The organism is Yersinia enterocolitica subsp. enterocolitica, from assembly GCF_901472495.1.
Classification (GTDB): Bacteria; Pseudomonadota; Gammaproteobacteria; order Enterobacterales; family Enterobacteriaceae; genus Yersinia; species Yersinia enterocolitica.
In genome coordinates this window covers 2691533-2710295 of record NZ_LR590469.1, presented here as the reverse complement: position 1 = coordinate 2710295, position 18763 = coordinate 2691533, and the positions used below count along the sequence as shown (strand labels likewise).

The following is an 18763-nucleotide window of genomic DNA, read 5'->3' as shown; positions in this document are numbered from 1 at the left end:
TAATGATGATTCTTCAGCGGGATATTTTTAGCTCAAAAGAGTAAAATCTTCCTCCAGGGCGGTTATCGAAGGCGACAGGCCTGCAGCTATATCCGTCATACTTCAAGCAGCATGTGCGTTGGCTACGCTCGTTACTTGGCCCGTCCATGGCTTCGCCTCTGCGAGGCCGCTGCAAACAGCGTTCAAATCAGTTCCCGACCGATTTGTCACCCGAATCACTGACTTATGTAAGCTCATCGGGACTCTCTCGCTTGCCGCCTTCCTGCAATTCGAATTATTTAGGGTATAAAACGGCATTTAAGTAAAAAAACATTTTACTGAGCGCCCGTTTTAGGGGATAAACAGCCCAAATTTGTTATTTCTAATAGAAGCCAGGAGCGGTGATGAGCCAAGTCTTACTGGGGACACAAAGCTTTGAGCTTGAACGTTTCCCGCCACAAGAAAATTCCAATACCTTACAGGCATGGGAAGCAGCAGATGAATATCTGCTACAAAACATTGACTTAAACCAAATTGATGGCCGCCCGGTGCTGGTGTTTAACGATCAGTTCGGTACGCTGACCTGTGCTTTACATGCTTATCGTCCGTTTAGTGTCAGTGACTCTTATATGAGCCAACTGGCCACTGCGCATAATTTACGTTTAAACCATCTGGATGAAGATGCGGTCACATTGCTGAGCAGTATGGATGCCTTGCCGCAAGCGCCTAAACTGGTGGTGATTAAGATCCCTAAAGCTTTAGCGCTGTTGGAGCATCAATTGCATGCTTTGCGTCGTGTTGTTGCGCCGGATACCGTGATTATTGCGGGGGCGAAGTCGCGTGATGTGCATAACTCAACCCTGCAATTATTTGAAAAAATTCTCGGGCCGACCAAAACCACGCTGGCATGGAAAAAAGCGCGTCTGATTCACTGTGAGGTGGCCGATATTCCTCTGGCTGAGGAGGCACCGGAAACGATCGATTGGCCGCTGGCAAACACTGAATATGTTATTCATAATCATGCGAACGTTTTCTCTCGGAATAATTTGGATATCGGCGCGCGCTTCTTTATGGAAATCTTGCCCTATGATGTTGAGGGTAAAATAGCCGATCTGGGTTGCGGAAATGGGGTCGTAGGTTTAATCGCGTTGGAGCAAAATCCGCTGGCAGAAATGTTATTCGTCGATGAATCGTACATGGCGGTGGCCTCCAGTGAGCTGAATGTCACCTATAACCGTCCGCAAGATTTGTCGCGCTGTGAATTTATGGTGAGTCATGGTTTGGCTGGCGTTGAGCGCGAGAGCTTACAGCTGGTGTTATGTAACCCGCCATTCCATCAACAACACGCGGTCAGTGATCATGTGGCCTGGCAGATGTTCTGTGATGCCAAACGTTGTCTGAAAGTGGGGGGCGAGCTGATGATTGTTGGTAACCGTCATTTGGATTATTTCCATAAACTGAAACGGTTATTCGGTAACTGCGAGACGTTGGATTCCAATCAGAAGTTTATGGTGCTTAAGGCAGTGAAGACGGCCTCATCGCGCTCTGAGGGCGGTGGTAGTGGTAGTCTGGATATGTCGTACAGCGATTTTTAATTATCCTTTGTCCTTGAAGCCACAGGGGGTTAGCGGCGCGCACTTACCCGAATCACTGACTTGAGCCAGCTCATCGGGATTTGCTTGCTGCCTACCTGTGACTCCATGACTTTGGATAATCCTTTGCTAAAAATTAACCCCGAGGCGATTGTCCTGGGCGCTACGGGGTTGCTACCTGCGATTCCCATGACTGTAGGTATCTCTTTTGGGTCTAAAGCTGCGGCTGTGGTATTTACCACTTCCCGCTTTTTGCTCATGCTTATATCGCCAGCGCTAGCCGTGTTCCTTGATCTATTGCCCGACGGGCATCCAGTTCGGCGGCGATATCAGCACCACCAATTAAATGCACCGTTTTTCCCATATCCAGTAAGGGTTGATGCAACTCCCGCCGCGGCTCCTGACCGGCGCAAATAATAATGGTATCAACCGGCAGGCAACTGGCTTGTTCTGCTCGAATGATATGCAAGCCCTCATCATCAATACGTTCGTAGCTGACACTGTTGAGCATTTTCACTCCGCGCATCGCCAGACTGGTACGATGTATCCAACCGGTTGTTTTTCCTAATCCTTCACCCACTTTACTGCTTTTTCGCTGTAACAGAAAAATCTGCCGTGGTGAGGGATGGACTTTGCCCCCGGCCGGAGATAAACCGCCGCGATGGGCCAAATCTTGATCAATACCCCATTCATGGCTGAATACGCGGCTATCGAGGCTACTGGAATCACCCGACTGGCAAAGATATTCGGCAGTATCAAACCCAATCCCACCGGCACCAATAATAGCCACTCGCTCGCCCACCGGCTTTTTATCACGCAAAACATCCAGATAGGTTAGCACTTTCGGATGCTCAATACCTTTGATAGCAGGTAAACGTGGTTGAATACCGCAAGCAAGGATCACTTCATCAAAATCAGCCAGTTGCTCCGGCTGAACTGGGGTATTCAACTGTTGAATAACACCATGAAGCACTAATTGACGGCGAAAATATCTCAGTGTTTCGTAAAACTCCTCTTTGCCGGGGATCTGTTTGGCAATATTAAACTGGCCGCCAATATCGGTTGCTGTATCAAAGAGTGTGACTTGATGGCCACGGCTGGCGGCGGTGACGGCAAAAGCTAATCCGGCTGGGCCAGAACCGACGACGGCAAGCCGTTTTGGCGCTTCTGTCGGTAATATGGGCATTTCGGTTTCTCGGCAGGCGCGAGGGTTGACCAAGCACGAAGTCAGCTTGCCGTCAAAAATCTGATCCAGACAGGCCTGATTGCAGCCGATACAGGTGTTAATTTCATCAGCCCTGTCCTGAGCTGCTTTTTGCACAAAAGCTGCATCGGCGAGGAAGGGGCGTGCCATCGACACCATATCGGCACAGCCGTCGGTCAGAACTTGCTCTGCCACTGCGGGGTCATTGATCCGGTTGGTGGTAATCAGCGGTATATTCACTTTCCCCATCAATTTGCGGGTCACCCAACTGAATCCCGCGCGTGGCACCATGGTGGCGATAGTAGGAATTCTGGCTTCATGCCAGCCGATACCAGTGTTAATCAAGGTAGCACCGGCTTGTTCGACTGCTCGCGCCAACAGTTCAATTTCATCCCAACTGGAGCCATCCTCCACTAAATCGAGCATAGAAAGGCGGTAAATCAAGATAAAATCAGGGCCAGCTGCCGCTCGAACGGCGCGTACGATTTCAACGGCAAAACGCATGCGACGAGTAAAGTCACCGCCCCATTCATCATTGCGATGATTAGTTCTGGCAGTCAGAAATTGATTAATCAAATACCCTTCAGACCCCATCACCTCGACGCCGTCATAACCCGCTTGTCTGGCTAACTGCGCGCAGTGGGCGAAGTCGGCAATAGTTTGCAGCACTTCGTTGTGACTCAATTCCTGAGGGGTAAACGGGTTTATCGGAGCTTGTAATGCTGAGGGGGCAACTGGCTGTTTTTGATAGCTATAACGGCCAGCATGCAAAATCTGTAGCGCGATTTTACCGCCTGCACGATGCACCGCATCAGTCACGATTTGATGGTGTGGCACTTGTGCGGCATCATTTAGCACCGATGCGCCCTGATACACCACGCCCTTTTTATTGGGAGCAATGCCGCCAGTGACAATCAAGCCGACGCCGCCCGCAGCGCGCTCAGCATAGAACGCGGCCAGGCGCTGTGGGCCATCGGGCAACTCTTCCAGCCCGGTATGCATCGAGCCCATTAAAACGCGATTTTTCAGGGTGGTGAAACCAAGGTCTAAGGGGGCGAGCAGGTGAGGGTAAGCTAACATTGCAGTCTCCATTATTGTTATTCCTCTCCGTTACAACTGCTTTCGGCAAGTGGTCGGATGAGATTTTTTATTCAAATTTAGACGGTGCAACGCAGCTTGGGAAATCACAATGTGCTGATTGTGATAGCCGTCATGAATATGACTTCGTTTTATTCAATGAGGGCCACTGAAGATTTTCTCTTTAGTAGGCCCATCAGCCGTTTGCCGTATAAGCCGATAATTAGTCCACTAATAATGAATATCATCGCAATAACTTTCCCGGATGGAATCCTTTCATTGAAAATCATCACTGAGCCTAGCATACCGAAAATCGGCACTAACAGGGATAACGGCGCGACCACTGAAACAGGGTATTTGGTGAGTAATGAATTCCACACCCAATAGGCAAATAATGTATTCGGATAAACCTGAAACAAAATAGAAAATAGTGTGGTTGTATTAAAATGAATAGCTAATTCAGTAAAACCACTTGGCCCATTAAAGAGATAACTCAGTATGAATAGTGGAACAGGGGAGAATAAACTCGACCACACCAAAAATGAAAATACCTGCTTAGTATCGGATTTTTTAATAATAATGCTGACTAACCCCCAAACTACCGCACCGCATAATACCAAAGCCAGGCCAATAAATGTCACGGAACCGTCACTGATAAATATGATGCTGGTTAGCCCTAATAGCGCGACGATAATACCTATATATTGATATTTCGATAGATTCTCGTGAAATAAGAATGCGCCAAGAACCAGAGTAAAAAAAGCACCGAATTGCAGCACTAAAGAGGCGATTCCAGCAGATACGCCGGCTTTGATACCCAGATTGACAATGCCCCACAGGCCGATGCCAAATAAGAGTCCGTAACCTATTATATAACGCCATGAAGTATCTGGTTTCTTAATAAAAAAGACTGCTGGTAACGCGCAAAGAGTGAAGCGAATACCCGCTAAAATAAGCGGGTCAGCGGTAATTAGACCAAGTTTGATAATAGAAAAGTTTACGCCCCAGATGACAGTGATCAATAGAGCTATTAAAAAATCAGTGAGTTTCACACAACCTGCCTATATTTGTTGGGGTTAATTAATTTGAGTAGACGGATATCACTGTGGCAGTTCCCACGGCGAGTATCAATAATTGTTCGAGAACATGAAAATATTTACAGGACAGCGGTATCGCAGCCCACGATACCGCTCAGGGAGAAGAATTAAGATTGGCGTTTATATAAACCCGCGACCATAAAACAGCTAAATGAGCTGAACAGCATCTCAATCCCCACCAAGGTGGTGACCATGGTGATTGACATCAATGGCCCGGCACTGACCAGCAAATAGGTAATAACCAGGTCCAATATCCCCAGTAAAATATGCAGCCATGCGCCCGGTAATCCCCATGTTCTGTAGCCGGTTATCAGCCGCATGACCCCACCGAAGGCAAACAGCACCGCCAGCACTATCGCCAGACTTATCATTCCCACCGCAGGGTTGGTAATGAATACATAACCCATTACGATATATGCCACTCCCAGCAATATACCGGTGACCATTGGCCAAAGGTTATTAGTGCGATTGGCTATCATCCCAACTATCATCGCGATCCCGCTGAGCAACAGCAGAATACCGATAATCATACTCAGGGCAGCTCCGGAAGCTAATGGGTTAATCAGACAAAAAATCCCACCGAGCAGCAGTAATATGGCAATGACTCGCATGATAAGCCGTTGTTTCTTTAAGGTTCCTTCATCAATACTCAGAAGGTATTTCCGATCTATATTCAGCATAACGATTACTCCTGTATGGTCTGAACTCAGTTATAGATAACTAACATGAGTATAGGTCGAACAATAGATGCATAAATAAAATTTATGATATTCAATTGATTACACATGTGGAATCTTTCCTGTACGTCAGATGTAAAAACAGGATTGCAACGGCACTTATTGTCGCACCAAGCATACAAACACCTGACCATCCAGCATGGGCAAATACCCAAGTTGTGGCGATAGCCCCGATGGCACTGCCAATCGAGTAGAACAGCATATAACCCGCGACCAAACGGCTTTGGGCGTCAGGTCGTAGTGCAAATATGATGCTCTGATTGGTGACATGCACCGCTTGTACGGCAAAATCCAATATCACTACGCCGAGAACTAACCACCACAGTGAGTGGGGCAAAAATGCGATAGGAAGCCAGGAAAGCAGCAGCAGCGCCAAGGCAATCTGTGTTGTTTTCGCCCCCAGCCCCCGATCGGCACGTTGCCCAGCGTGGCTTGCGGCTAATGCCCCCGCGACACCCGCCAACCCAAATAATCCCACCTGGCTATGAGACAAAGCATAGTATGGGCTGCTCAGTGGTAACACCATCGCGGTCCATAGCACACTAAACGCCATAAATATCAACAATGCGAGGGTGGCTCGTATGCGAAGCTCACGCTCATTGATGAACAACTCGCACAGCGAAAGCAGCAGTTGCCGATAGGATGACGGAGCTGATTTAGCTGCGGGCGGCATCACGAAATAGAGCACTATCGCCATCAATAACATCATTGCAGCAGAACAAAAATAGACCGAACGCCAACCGGTAAAATCGGCCATTGCACCAGAGATAAAGCGCGCCAACAGGATCCCCAAAACAATTCCGCTGGTGACTTTACCCACCACTTTTCCTCTTTGTTGCTCTGGAGCCAGGGTTGCGGCAAAGGCTACCACCACCTGCACCACAACGGCCATCAGCCCGATAATCAGCATTGCCATCAGTAGCAGTGAAAAAGTGGGGGCAAAGCTAGCCAAGATCAATGCCGCAGCAGACAGCAATAGCTGCCCAATAATTAATTTTCGGCGATCCCAAAGATCACCCAGCGGTACTATGAATATCAATCCCAGGGCATAACCTGCTTGTGTCAGAGTTACCGCCAAACCAATCGTCGATGGGCTAACGTTCAGCTCCCCCGCCATAATGTCCAGTAGGGGCTGAGCAAAATAGACATTGGCAACAGCCATGGCAGATACCATCGCAAAGAACAGCACCATGATTGAGCTGAGGTGCGGCGTAAAAGCCGGTTTAGGTAATAGCTGGATGCGGTTTTTTGCCGGTTCTTTTACAGTTGACATAATATGCCTGACACTTAATCTGGTTTCGAATTGAAACCACTTAATTGATTTTTAACAGAGGTGGTTTTAATATGCAACTAGTTTTCCACGCCAGACCGGAGTCGAAGAATGTCTAAAATGAGTGAAGACCAGGCCGACGCAGAAGAGTGTCCAGTTGCCAGAACACTTGAGATCCTGGGGGATCGTTGGTCGTTGATGATTATTCGTGATGCTTTTGATGGGATCCGCCGCTTTGGCGAGTTTCGTCACAATCTTGGATTGGCGAAAAATATCTTGGCGGGGCGCTTGCGCAATTTAGTAGAACACGGAATTTTGCGGGTGGTTCCTGCCTCTGATGGTAGCGCTTACCATGAATATGTGCTGACTGAGAAGGGCCATCAATTATTCCCGATTATTGTCAGCTTACGCCAATGGGGTGAAGAGCATCTATTTTCAGCGGGCGAGAAACATTCTATTTTAGTTGATAATCTGAGTGGGCAACCTATCAGTAAATTGGCAGTATCTTCCCAGCAAGGTCAGGTTCTGGATGCCCGTGATTGTCATCGGGAAAAAGTGATTAAACGTTAAATCATTCACTATAGAAATAGTTTTACTCACTGAACCTGAATGATAAAAAAGGAGAAATATATTTTCGAAAAGACTGTGCATCAAATTTCTTAATAAATAGAAACTAGCATGAAAATAATACAATAATCATCCATCCCTAAAGCAAACATATTCGTATTTGCAGTGGCACATTTTTTTTCCAGTGCTAACGTTTATTAGCATGTGAAATCATAATAGTGCTCTGTCGATATATTTTCTGTGCTCAATAATAATTTAATTTCTATAGTTATTTGATTTCACTGATTTTTAATTGAATGCTTATATCAATTAGGATAGGGGTAGGAAATGACTAGAAAATCTCTGGATGATTATCGCTCAGATTTATTAGACTCTCGCTTTGGCTCTAAAGCGATTCGTAATATTTCAGAAAATAAGGTGTTCCCTAAAGAGGAGATGCGCGAGGATATTGCGTTTCAAATCATCAGTGATGAGCTATTTCTTGATGGTAATGCGCGACAAAACCTCGCCACATTCTGTCAGACGTGGGATGACGATAATGTCCACAAACTGATGGATCTTTCGATAAATAAAAACTGGATTGATAAAGAGGAATATCCGCAATCAGCGGCAATAGATATGCGCTGTGTGAATATGATGGCTGATTTGTGGAATGCCCCTACACCAAAGGGCGCGCAAGGGGTAGGGACCAATACCATTGGTTCGTCAGAAGCTTGCATGCTGGGTGGCATGGCGATGAAGTGGCGCTGGCGCAAAAAAATGGAAGCGGCAGGCAAACCCACCAATAAACCTAATTTTGTCTGTGGGCCAGTACAAGTTTGTTGGCATAAATTTGCCCGTTATTGGGAGGTGGAAATTCGAGAAATTCCTATGATTCCAGGGCAATTATTTATGGATCCGCAGCGAATGATAGAGGCCTGTGACGAAAATACTATTGGTGTAGTGCCGACTTTCGGTGTGACTTACACCGGTAATTATGAACTACCCAAACCCTTGCATGATGCGCTGGATAAACTGCAAAAAGATACTGGCCTTGATATTGATATGCATATTGATGCGGCGAGTGGTGGCTTTTTAGCTCCCTTTGTTGCGCCGGATATTGAGTGGGACTTCCGCTTGCCACGGGTTAAATCAATCAGCACTTCCGGGCATAAATTCGGACTGGCTCCTTTGGGATGTGGTTGGGTTATTTGGCGTGATGCTGCCGCTTTACCTGAAGAGCTGATATTTAATGTCGATTATCTTGGCGGGCAGGTCGGCACATTTGCTATCAACTTTTCGCGTCCGGCGGGGCAAGTTATTTCCCAATATTATGAATTTATACGCTTAGGACGTGAAGGTTATACCAAAGTGCAAAGCGCCTGCTATCAGGTAGCTGAATTCCTCGCCAAAGAAATAGCCCCGCTTGGGCCTTATGAATTCTATTGCAGCGGTGGCCCATACGAGGGCATTCCAGCGATTTGTTTCCGCATCAAAAAAGGAGCCAAGGCGGGGTATACCCTATATGACCTCTCCGAGCGTTTACGATTGCGTGGCTGGCAGGTTCCGGCATTTACCCTTAGTGGCAAGATGTCAGATGTGGTGGTTATGCGCATCATGTGCCGCCGCGGGTTCGAGATGGATTTCGCAGGGCTGCTCTTGGATGATTTTAAATCCTCACTGAAATATCTGAGTGAACATCCATCCCTTGGAGGCGAGGCAAGTCAGAATAGTTTTAGCCATACATAAACCGGATGGTGGTCTTTATTCTGATTATTAAGCTCCAAGATGGCGTCATGCCCGCAAATAAGGTGGATAAATTATGTCGAATAATAGCTCCGGGACAGGTAAATCCGCTGTTCCAGTTAAAAAGCTGAGTATCGCTACACTGGCGATCATGAATATCGTGGCTGTGGTTAGCCTCAGGGGATTACCCGCTGAAGCCGAATATGGCCTGAGTTCAATTTTCTATTATCTGTTTGCTGCGGTATTTTTCTTAATTCCGGTCTCACTGGTGGCGGCGGAATTAGCCACAGGCTGGCCTGAAAAAGGTGGGGTATTTCGCTGGGTTGGCGAAGCATTTGGCCCGCGTTTAGCTTTTCTTGCCATGTTTATGCTGTGGGTTGAGGTGACCGTCTGGTTCCCCACCGCACTGACATTTGCCGCGGTATCACTGGCCTTTATCGGCCCAGAGCAAAGATGGGACGAGGCCCTGTCTGCCAATAAATTCTTTGTCTTGGGAATAGTGCTATTTATTTATTGGCTCGCCACCTTTATTGCCTTTAAAGGCGTCGATACATTCGCCAAAGTTTCAAAATGGGGCGGTATTATCGGTACGATTATTCCTGCGGTGATTTTGATTGTGCTGGGTTTTTCTTACTTAATTGGCGGTGGGACTCCACAAATAGAATTATCTTGGGAGCAGGTGGTTCCCGACTTTACCAACTTTGATAATGTGGTGCTGGCCGCCAGTATTTTCTTGTTCTATGCCGGTATGGAGATGAATGCCATCCATGTTAAAGATGTGGATAACCCGAATAGAAACTATCCCATTGCTATTATGTTATCGGCCGTGGGGACGGTACTTATTTTCGTATTAGGAACTCTGGCAATCGCTTTTGTTATTCCACAGTCTGATATCAGCCTAACGCAAAGTCTATTGGTGGCCTATGACGATATGTTCAAGTGGGCGCATTTGGAATGGTTGGGGCCAGTGGTTGCTTTTGCTTTGGCTATTGGCGTGCTGGCGGGGGTGGTGACCTGGGTTGCTGGCCCATCTTCAGGTTTGTTGGTAGTGGCGAAAGCGGGTTATTTGCCACGCTGGTGGCAACATACCAATAAGAATGGCATGGCGACCCATATTCTGCTGTTACAGGCTCTGCTGGTTTCCTTGTTGGCAATACTGTTTGTGGTATTACCTTCGGTGCAGGCGGCGTATCAAATAATGAGTCAAATGACCGTTATCTTATATCTCATCATGTATATGCTGATGTTCAGCTCTGCAATTTATCTGCGTTACAGTCAACCAAATCGTCCACGCCCATATCATATTCCCGGAGGAGCAATCGGCATGTGGATTATTGGTGGAGCGGGGCTTATTGGCTCAATTCTGGCTTTCGTATTCAGCTTTATTCCACCCAGCCAAATTACGGTAGGTAGCCCAACAGAATATGTCGGTATTCTGATCGCTTCCACACTGTTCTTTGTCATTTTGCCATTCTTGATTTATATCGTTCGTAAACCTCACTGGCGTGATGAAAATAGCGATTTCGCCCCATTTACTTGGCAAGCAGAAAATAGTCATCCAGGTATTCCGAGCACTTCGGCGACACATACCAATGACGTCACTGCGGCGGCTGCAAAAGCACCGAAAAGCTAACGCCCTTCCTCTTCATACAGGGCGGCTTCGGCCCCCTGCTCAATAATATTTAGTGTTGGAGTCAGTGTTATGACTATTGACCTAGCTCGCTTGAATCACGTTGTTAAGGATAGTTATTCACAATATTCCACCCTCGCCGGAGGGGCGAATGCCAGCTACATTCCTTATCTGGCCAGTGTTCCCAGTCAGCTTGCTGGGTTGGCCATTGTCACGATTGATGGCGATATTATTTCGCAAGGTGATACCGATTTTCGTTTTGCCTTGGAATCTATTTCGAAAGTGTGCTCTCTTGCCTTAGCGCTAGAAGATATTGGCCCGCAAGCTGTGCAAGACAAGATAGGCGCAGATCCTACCGGTTTACCTTTTAACTCGGTCATTGCGTTGGAGCTGCACAATGGTAAGCCATTGTCGCCATTGGTAAATGCAGGAGCGATGTCGACAGTAAGTGCGATTAAGGCCAGTAATAGAGAAGAGCGCTGGGCACGGATTCTGGACATGCAACAGCAACTGGTTGGTGCCCCGATTGCACTTTCGGATGAAGTTAACCATTCAGAACAAACCACCAATTTTCACAATCGCGCCATTGCATGGCTGCTTTATTCGGCTCAGGCCATGTATTGCGACCCGATGGAGGCTTGTGACGTATACACACGTCAGTGTTCAACATTGCTCAATACTATTGAACTGGCCACCATGGGGGCAACCTTTGCGGCGGCGGGAGTCAACCCTGTGACTAAAAAGCAGGTGCTGACGGCCAGCAATACGCCATTTATTTTGGCTGAAATGACCATGGAAGGGATGTATGGCAGCTCTGGAGATTGGGCATATACCGTGGGTTTACCGGGTAAAAGTGGTGTCGGTGGTGGGATCCTGGCGGTAGTGCCCGGTGTCATGGGGATTGCGGCATTTTCGCCGCCCCTTGACCCGGTAGGCAATAGTGTACGCGGCCAAAAAATGGTGGCATCAGTGGCGCAACAGTTGGGATATAACCTATATAAAGGTTCGCTTTAATCTCGGGTAGCGGCCCTGCGATGTAGCAGGGCCAAATTAATCATCGCAATTAGCTTAAATCAATATCTTTATGGCCGAAAAACCACGTCAGAATAAAACCCGCAGCATATGAGATGAGAAGGCCAACCACGTAAACCATCATTCCGGCGAAAATCCCCTGGGCTGATGTCATGAGTGGAATAGACACCAATCCCGATGGGCCAAACACCGTATTCAAGCCAACCGGCAGCCCCAACCAGGCAACCAGACCGATAAAGAAGCCGCCGACAGCACCACCTAAACAGGCCGTAATAAAAGGTTTTAGGCGCGGTAATGTCACACCATAAATAAGTGGCTCACCAATCCCTAATAATCCAGGGAAAATGGCCCCTTTAATCTGTGTACGCAGGACGGAACCTTTTGGCGAACGGGCATATAGTGCCAGTGCTGCACCCACCTGACCCGCTCCTGCCATCGCCAGAATCGGGAATAATGAGTTGAAACCTTGCGCGTCCATTAAGGCAAAATAGACCGGAACAAAACCTTGGTGAATACCGAACACTACGGCAATCAGGAATAAGCCAGCCAGAATCGCGGTGCCGAACGGGTTACCATTTAAATGCATAAACAGCCATGACATGCCCTTAAATAGCTCGCCCCCGACTGGCATGATGGCAACGAAAGTGATTGCACCTGTAATCAATAACGTGATCGCCGATGTCAGGATCATATCCAAATTATCGGGAATACAACGACGTACTTGCCGCTCAATCCAGGCACCTAACATACAGGCCAACAAAACGCCGATGATGTTGCCGCGTGGGTCAATCGCCAGCCCAAAGAAGCTTTCCATCCCACCGTAGTAGCCAACAGTGCCTTCCGGCACATAGCGTAAAATAAACAACGAAGCGATAATTGCGCCGTTGACCCCTGTTCCGCCAAAGGCTTTCTGTGTATTAAAACCAATCAAAATGCTGAGGAAGGTGAATAAACCGATGCTGAATACTTTCATGTAAGCAATCAGTGCCGCCAACCACGGGGATTGAATCACACCCTCCAATGCCAGTGTTTGCTGGAGCAATGTTGCGATCCCCAACAGTAATCCTGCGGCAATGAATCCGGGAATCAGTGGGGTAAATATGGTGGCGAATTTGGTCAGAAAATTGTGAACAGCACTTTGTTGTTTCGCTTTCATTTGCTGTTTTGTCTGGCTGGCCAGTACATGCAAATCTGCATCCTGAGTACTTTCATGTTGCGGCTGCGGTTCAGAACTCAGCACCTTATTCATCATCTCACTGGCAGTTTGAGCTTTGCCCGGCCCGAGAATGATTTGTAACTGATCATCGCCGTTAACGATCCCCATCACTCCGGGTATCTTTTTTAAGTTTTCATGCTGTATTAGTTGACGATCTTTTAAGGTCAGGCGCAGCCTCGTCATGCAGTTTCCACAGACGATGATATTCTTACTCCCGCCAATCAAGAATAAGATCTGGTCTATCGTAGTGCTGGTTATTTTCGCCATGTTTATACTTTAATCTCCTTGAGCGCTTTACGGATGAATCCTTTATTTTTTATAAGGATATCGGCAGCTTCTTCTGCAGACATACCACTCAGAATCATCATAATGGCTGTTTTGCAGTGACGGTTACATTCATCAAGTGCAGCTTGTGCCTCCTTGGGGGAGCACTCCGTCGCTTGAACAACAATATCTACCTGACGTTGCACCAGCTTGGCGTTTGTCGCTTCAACATCTACCATCAGATTGCTATACACTTTTCCACTGCGAATCATTGCGCCGGTTGTCAGCATATTCAGAATTAACTTCTGTGCAGTTCCTGCTTTCATCCGTGATGACCCCGTGACAACCTCAGGGCCAACCAGCGCCTCAATAGCGATATCTGCCGCTTTACTCATTTCGCTATTCTGATTACAAGAAATCGCCACTACACTAGCCCCAACACTATGGGCATAGGCCATCGCCCCCAGCACATAAGGTGTGCGGCCACTGGCTGCAATTCCGACCAGCACATCTCGTGCATTGAAATGTAGGTCACGCAGGTCTTGCTCACCCATTTCTCGGCTATCTTCTGCATTCTCAACCGCTTGCAAAATAGCTGTGTTGCCGCCAGCGATAAGGCCGACAACCATTTCTCGTGGCGTTCCATATGTTGGTGGGCACTCACTAGCATCCAGAATCCCCAGTCGTCCGGAAGTACCGGCCCCACAGTAAATTAATCTACCGCCGCGTGTGAAAGCCTCGGCGATAAGTGAAACGGCTTGGGCAATCTCGGGCAGCTTTTCCTCAACCGCAAAGGGCACTTTTTTATCCTCATGATTGATCACCTTGAGTATCTCCAGTGCTGAAAGAGTATCAATTTGAGAACTGGCGGGGTTTCGGCTTTCCGTAACCATTGAGCTTAGATTAATCGTCATGGGGACTTCCCTTTATTTAAATTATCGGCGATGTTAAGTAATTAATTATTTATTAAACGTGATGTATATCACGGTAAAATCTATTCTAATCACTGGGGTTATGAGGAATAAGTACAGATAAAATAGAACAAATAAATAAATTATCTTCATTACATTTATGCAGTTACATCTTAGTCATAAAAGGTATTTGGCTGGAATAATCTATTGTCTTTAACGGGAAACCTTTGATGTCGATTTTGAATGAAATAACCTGGTTACTACCTGAACTGGCTGAAAACCAGAAAAAAATAGCGAAATGTATTCTTGATAATCCTGAATCTATCCTCAGTATATCTTCCTCTCAGTTTGCAGAGGATGCAGGCGTCAGCCAATCGGCGATTGTAAAATTTAGTCAGAAGATTGGTATGAAAGGCTTTCCAGCACTAAAAATCGCTATCAGTGAAGAATTAAGCAGAAATAACTTATTTAAATCCTATCCACATAAAGCGCTACATAATTCTATTTCACCCGAAGACTCATTGATGGTGATGGCGCAAAAGCTTGCGCATGAGAAGATGGCGTCAATTATGGAAACAACGCGGAAGATTAATTTTTCTGTTTTTCAGCAAGTGATCTCGCTCATTAATACTGCGCAGCGCGTACAAATAGTGGGTATTTGGGGATCAGGACTTACTGCAAAAGACCTGAGCTATAAATTACAAAAAATAGGCATAATGACCCTGGTTGAAGCGGACCTCCATGTGCAGATTGCGGCAGCACTCACCCTCACACCCAAAGATGTACAAATTGTTCTTTCCTTCACTGGCAGAAGAAAAGACATGAGAATTGCAGCAACAGTCGCTAAAGCACAAGGGGCAACTGTCATCGCGATTACTGGCAGTAAAGTCTCGCCGTTGGCTAAGATCGCAGATTATGTCCTTGAAAGTATTTCGGATGAAAATGAGTGGCGAAGTTCTTCAATTTCTTCCCGAACGGCTCAAAATACCCTAACCGATCTGATATTCCTGGCATTGATGCAGCAACGGAAAGAAATGGCTAAACCCTTGATTCTGAATGCCAGTATGACAATAAACAATCTGGATGACTGATGTGCTTGCATATTGATTCATAAATCTTAAGGCAATGAAGGTAATATATTTTAATTATCTCATTGCCCTATGCTACTTTTAGTGTTTTATTTTTATCAGAAATTACCTACAAACTCTAGTGGCTATTAGGTGATTATATTTAGATTAATTTAATAATAAGTATTCCTGATGGTAATAAGTTATTCTTGGCTTTGCCGCCTTGTATAGTGGGTTTACGGAAATGAAGCCACAAAAAATAAGTGTTATTATTCCTTATTTGAGTAAAAAGGCGAATCAATCAACTGTGATAATTATCACTTTATTGTGTGAGCTAAAAAGTAAAATCGCCCGACTAACATAACTAACGGAGGAGTTAATGAAAAAATTAATAGCTGCGATTCTCTTATTTAGCACCTGTTCTTATGCAGATATTATTCCAGATGCACAACTTAAAGATATGTGGTTGTCGCCAAAGATATCTGCTGAAAAAGTCATCTCAAAAATGAGTTTTGAAGAAAAATTGGGGCAAATATTAATGATTGATATTCGCTCATGGAGTCATACCGATAACAGCGACAAAACAGCATTCATTGAGATTAATGAGGTTGTCAGTAAGATGATTCGCGATTATCATTTAGGTTCTATTATTCTTTTCCGTGAAAATCTTATTGATATTCCACAAACAGTTACGTTAATTAATAATCTTCAAAATGCGCGCAGCAATCTCCCTCTGTTTATTAGCACCGATCAGGAAGGAGGATATGTTACTCGTCTACGAGTAGGTACTGAAATGCCAGGAAATATGGCATTAGGGGCAACCGGATCATCCAAGTTTGCTCAGCAGGCCGGAAGTATCCACGGTTATGAATTATCTAGCTTGGGTTTTAACTTTAACTTTGGCCCTGTCGTTGATGTCAATAATAATCAGAATAACCCTGTCATTGGCGTGCGTTCTTATTCCAATGATCCGGTGTTGGTGGCGGAGTTAGCCCGTAGTTATATTATTGGCATTCACAAATACAATGTACTCACCTCACTCAAACATTTTCCAGGTCATGGAAATGTCACCTCGGATACACATTTTTCCTTGCCGGCAGTCAATATTGATAAAGATGCATGGCAGCAAGTCGAACTGAAACCCTTTGTTGAAGTCATGCCAGTGACTGATGCAATTATGACTGCCCATGTGGTTGTGCCAGCTCTGGATAATTCAATGTTAACAAATATTAAGGGCGAAAAAGTGGGCACTCCAGCCACATTATCAAAGCCCATCCTGACTGATATCTTACGTAATCAGCTCAAGTTTGATGGCTTGATCCTGACAGATGCTATGGATATGGGCGCGATTACCAGTAACTTTGAGCGTAATTGGTCTATCAAGCAGGCCATTATGGCAGGCAATGATATTGTCTTAATGCCAATGGAAATTAAGAACCGCGCCAGTATTGAACAACTCGATGCACTTTATGATTATTTAAAAACCGAAGCCACAAAAGATCCTGAGCTTAAACAACGTATTGAGGATTCAGCACAGCGAGTCATTTACACCAAACTGAATAAGCGTATTTCTCCTGAACCGCATGATATTGCTATCGCGGAAAAAGTTGTCGCATCAAAAAATCATAAGAATATTGAAAATTTCATTTCTGAGCAGGCTATCACACTAATCAAAAATGATAATGTTTTCCCTTATCAAGTAAAACCACAAAATAAGATAATAGTATTCTCTGACGAGAGACCTCGCAACGAACTCATTACTAAACATCTTGATGATATTGCTAATAAATTTAACGTTGACTTTATCGTTAAAAATAAAGTAATAAAACTGGATAAAAGCGATGCAAATCCTGAAGATATCGCCAAACAGATTAAAGGCCAAGATCTTATTATTCTTGCTACCTATAATCTTAAACTCGAACCAATTAATGCGCAGCGGATCATTGATGAAGCCAATAAGGCTAATATCCCTTTAGTCGTTATATCAAGTCGTAACCCTTATGATATTGCTTATCTATCCGGCGTAAAGGCGAATATTGCTATTTATGGTATTACCGGGTTCGATGTGACCAATAATGTACGAAGCAGTTTAGAAACTAATATCCGCAGTGGGCTAAGAACGCTATTTCAGGGACCAAAAGGTAAATTAGATGTATTGGCCGAGCCACATGGGAAGTTACCAGTGGATATTAGAACTCCTGATAATAGCCAGATACTCTATCCACGTGGTTATGGATTAACGACGTTATAAAATTACGGAAGGTGAAAATGAATATCTTAAAAGGAATTGTGGTTTTCAGCACACTAACAATGTGTACGCCCGTATTAGCAGATGAATTTGAAACTGACTATGATCAGGAAATTTACAAATTAAATAAGAGAATTCAGCAAATAGAAAAAGAAAAAAAAGAAGTACAGGATAAGTTAAGGAAAAAAGCCTGGAGCTTCGAAACTTATATAGGTGCAGAACAAGAGATAGACAGTGATGAAAGCTGGAAGTTTATTAAAGGTAGTATGGCAACCTCGCCTTATGTTGGTGCTTATATTTATCAGAATGACTCACTGTGGCTATATGACGTTCAGTTTTTAAAGACATATCTGGATAATAATCCAGAGTATGATCGTACACGTTGGCAGGCTGGGGTCACCAGAACTTTTCCTTTCACCCATGATGGTAAGAGTGGTAATACAAAATTACGCTTAGGTTATCGTAATGATAACTGGCATTATCCTTCAATTAGTAATCCAGCATTGGCTGACCCTGAGTACAAGGGGGATGTTCGTAAAGGTGAAGAGCGGCATGAAATCTGGATCCGTCCACAGGCGTATTATCAATATTCTGAGAATCTAAGTTTTAACGCCAGTTTCTCATTTCGCCTGATTGATCGTAAGTTGGACTATGCTCGTGCTAAAGGGAATTATGGTGTATACAAACGAGATTGGAGCCAAATAAATGAGCATTTCGCTGGTGCCAATATCACCTTTAATCAGAAGAATTCACTTTGGTTAAACTATTTGTACATTGATGAGCAATTGGTCAATACGCTTTATAACAAAGAGCATTTCTTATGGGGAATTTACCGCCATAAATTTGATAATGGTCTTCTGTTTATGCCTTATACGCGTCTGGCTCTGGTTAAAGGATCGCAGAGTTTTCGTGACTCGAATAATCATGAAATTGTACATAAAGAAAAAAATCGCAGCCGCTATGGTTTGCAGGTGCTCTATCCGTTAACGAAGCAGACTTCAATTTTTGCTGATACCTATTACCGCCCGGAGCAAACCTGGACTAACAGCCACAAAACCAGCAATAATTTTTGGTTTTGGGCTGTAGAGTTGAGACATAATTTCTGATACTTAATAAGAGATATCAGAACATCAATTTATTAATAGTG

At 45.2% G+C, this 18763-nt stretch carries 14 protein-coding genes; 8 read left to right on the top strand and 6 right to left on the bottom strand.

Translation table 11 applies throughout. The features are described 5' to 3' along the window. Positions 1 to 383: 383 nt before the first annotated feature. A complete protein-coding gene (gene rlmG, locus FGL26_RS12895) occupies positions 384 to 1574 on the top strand; it encodes a 23S rRNA (guanine(1835)-N(2))-methyltransferase RlmG (RefSeq protein WP_005174180.1) in 1191 nt (396 codons plus the stop codon). Positions 1575 to 1833: 259 nt separating this feature from the next. Here rlmG and FGL26_RS12890 read toward each other — a convergent pair whose 3' ends face one another. From FGL26_RS12890 to FGL26_RS12875, 4 genes are all read right to left on the bottom strand, one after another. Then, the gene (locus FGL26_RS12890; protein WP_005174177.1) at positions 1834 to 3855 is read right to left on the bottom strand and encodes an oxidoreductase; all 2022 of its coding nucleotides are present in this window, start codon (positions 3853 to 3855) and stop codon (positions 1834 to 1836) included. Positions 3856 to 4004: 149 nt separating this feature from the next. Continuing rightward, entirely contained in the window at positions 4005 to 4904 is a 900-nt protein-coding gene (locus FGL26_RS12885) for an EamA family transporter (protein WP_005174175.1), read from the bottom strand. A 152-nt stretch (positions 4905 to 5056) separates the two neighbouring features. Continuing rightward, positions 5057 to 5629, bottom strand: a complete 573-nt coding sequence (locus tag FGL26_RS12880; RefSeq protein WP_005174166.1) for an HdeD family acid-resistance protein — start codon at positions 5627 to 5629, stop codon at positions 5057 to 5059. A 91-nt stretch (positions 5630 to 5720) separates the two neighbouring features. Continuing rightward, positions 5721 to 6959 (bottom strand): MFS transporter, encoded by a 1239-nt coding sequence (locus FGL26_RS12875; RefSeq protein ID WP_005174165.1) that lies wholly within the window; start codon positions 6957 to 6959, stop codon positions 5721 to 5723. A 108-nt stretch (positions 6960 to 7067) separates the two neighbouring features. Between FGL26_RS12875 and FGL26_RS12870 the strand changes: the two genes are divergently transcribed. From FGL26_RS12870 to glsA, 4 genes are all read left to right on the top strand, one after another. Beyond that, positions 7068 to 7526, top strand: coding sequence for a winged helix-turn-helix transcriptional regulator (locus FGL26_RS12870; protein ID WP_005174164.1), 459 nt, complete (start codon positions 7068 to 7070; stop codon positions 7524 to 7526). Between the two features lie 324 nt (positions 7527 to 7850). Then, entirely contained in the window at positions 7851 to 9251 is a 1401-nt protein-coding gene (gene gad / locus FGL26_RS12865) for a glutamate decarboxylase (protein ID WP_005174163.1), read from the top strand. A gap of 73 nt (positions 9252 to 9324) precedes the next feature. Further along, a complete protein-coding gene (gene gadC / locus FGL26_RS12860) occupies positions 9325 to 10881 on the top strand; it encodes a glutamine/gamma-aminobutyrate antiporter GadC (protein ID WP_005174157.1) in 1557 nt (518 codons plus the stop codon). A gap of 69 nt (positions 10882 to 10950) precedes the next feature. Beyond that, complete coding sequence (glsA, locus tag FGL26_RS12855) at positions 10951 to 11892, top strand: glutaminase A (protein ID WP_005174155.1); 942 nt, start codon at positions 10951 to 10953, stop codon at positions 11890 to 11892. Between the two features lie 49 nt (positions 11893 to 11941). On the opposite strand, the gene murP is transcribed toward glsA, so the two are convergent. Both murP and murQ read right to left on the bottom strand, forming a co-directional pair. After that, entirely contained in the window at positions 11942 to 13393 is a 1452-nt protein-coding gene (gene murP, locus FGL26_RS12850) for a PTS N-acetylmuramic acid transporter subunit IIBC (RefSeq protein ID WP_005174154.1), read from the bottom strand. Between the two features lie 2 nt (positions 13394 to 13395). Further along, positions 13396 to 14304, bottom strand: a complete 909-nt coding sequence (murQ, locus tag FGL26_RS12845) for an N-acetylmuramic acid 6-phosphate etherase (RefSeq protein WP_005174153.1) — start codon at positions 14302 to 14304, stop codon at positions 13396 to 13398. A 227-nt stretch (positions 14305 to 14531) separates the two neighbouring features. Between murQ and FGL26_RS12840 the strand changes: the two genes are divergently transcribed. The 3 genes from FGL26_RS12840 to FGL26_RS12830 all read left to right on the top strand — a co-directional run bounded on the left by FGL26_RS12840 (position 14532) and on the right by FGL26_RS12830 (position 18722). After that, positions 14532 to 15392, top strand: a complete 861-nt coding sequence (locus FGL26_RS12840; RefSeq protein WP_005174147.1) for an SIS domain-containing protein — start codon at positions 14532 to 14534, stop codon at positions 15390 to 15392. Between the two features lie 355 nt (positions 15393 to 15747). After that, positions 15748 to 17619, top strand: coding sequence for a glycoside hydrolase family 3 protein (locus FGL26_RS12835; RefSeq protein WP_005174145.1), 1872 nt, complete (start codon positions 15748 to 15750; stop codon positions 17617 to 17619). Between the two features lie 17 nt (positions 17620 to 17636). Next, positions 17637 to 18722: a hypothetical protein gene (locus FGL26_RS12830; protein ID WP_005174143.1), complete on the top strand. Its 1086-nt coding sequence runs from the start codon at positions 17637 to 17639 to the stop codon at positions 18720 to 18722. The last annotated feature ends 41 nt before the right edge of the window (positions 18723 to 18763 follow it).

What these genes read in the sequence shown, in the direction of transcription:
- rlmG (WP_005174180.1), top strand. Translation starts at nt 384, where the DNA reads ATGAGCCAAGTCTTACTGGGGACACAAAGCTTTGAGCTTGAACGTTTC.
- FGL26_RS12890 (WP_005174177.1), bottom strand. Translation starts at nt 3,855, where the DNA reads ATGTTAGCTTACCCTCACCTGCTCGCCCCCTTAGACCTTGGTTTCACC.
- FGL26_RS12880 (WP_005174166.1), bottom strand. Translation starts at nt 5,629, where the DNA reads ATGCTGAATATAGATCGGAAATACCTTCTGAGTATTGATGAAGGAACC.
- FGL26_RS12875 (WP_005174165.1), bottom strand. Translation starts at nt 6,959, where the DNA reads ATGTCAACTGTAAAAGAACCGGCAAAAAACCGCATCCAGCTATTACCT.
- FGL26_RS12870 (WP_005174164.1), top strand. Translation starts at nt 7,068, where the DNA reads ATGTCTAAAATGAGTGAAGACCAGGCCGACGCAGAAGAGTGTCCAGTT.
- gad (WP_005174163.1), top strand. Translation starts at nt 7,851, where the DNA reads ATGACTAGAAAATCTCTGGATGATTATCGCTCAGATTTATTAGACTCT.
- gadC (WP_005174157.1), top strand. Translation starts at nt 9,325, where the DNA reads ATGTCGAATAATAGCTCCGGGACAGGTAAATCCGCTGTTCCAGTTAAA.
- glsA (WP_005174155.1), top strand. Translation starts at nt 10,951, where the DNA reads ATGACTATTGACCTAGCTCGCTTGAATCACGTTGTTAAGGATAGTTAT.
- murP (WP_005174154.1), bottom strand. Translation starts at nt 13,393, where the DNA reads ATGGCGAAAATAACCAGCACTACGATAGACCAGATCTTATTCTTGATT.
- murQ (WP_005174153.1), bottom strand. Translation starts at nt 14,304, where the DNA reads ATGACGATTAATCTAAGCTCAATGGTTACGGAAAGCCGAAACCCCGCC.
- FGL26_RS12840 (WP_005174147.1), top strand. Translation starts at nt 14,532, where the DNA reads ATGTCGATTTTGAATGAAATAACCTGGTTACTACCTGAACTGGCTGAA.
- FGL26_RS12835 (WP_005174145.1), top strand. Translation starts at nt 15,748, where the DNA reads ATGAAAAAATTAATAGCTGCGATTCTCTTATTTAGCACCTGTTCTTAT.
- FGL26_RS12830 (WP_005174143.1), top strand. Translation starts at nt 17,637, where the DNA reads ATGAATATCTTAAAAGGAATTGTGGTTTTCAGCACACTAACAATGTGT.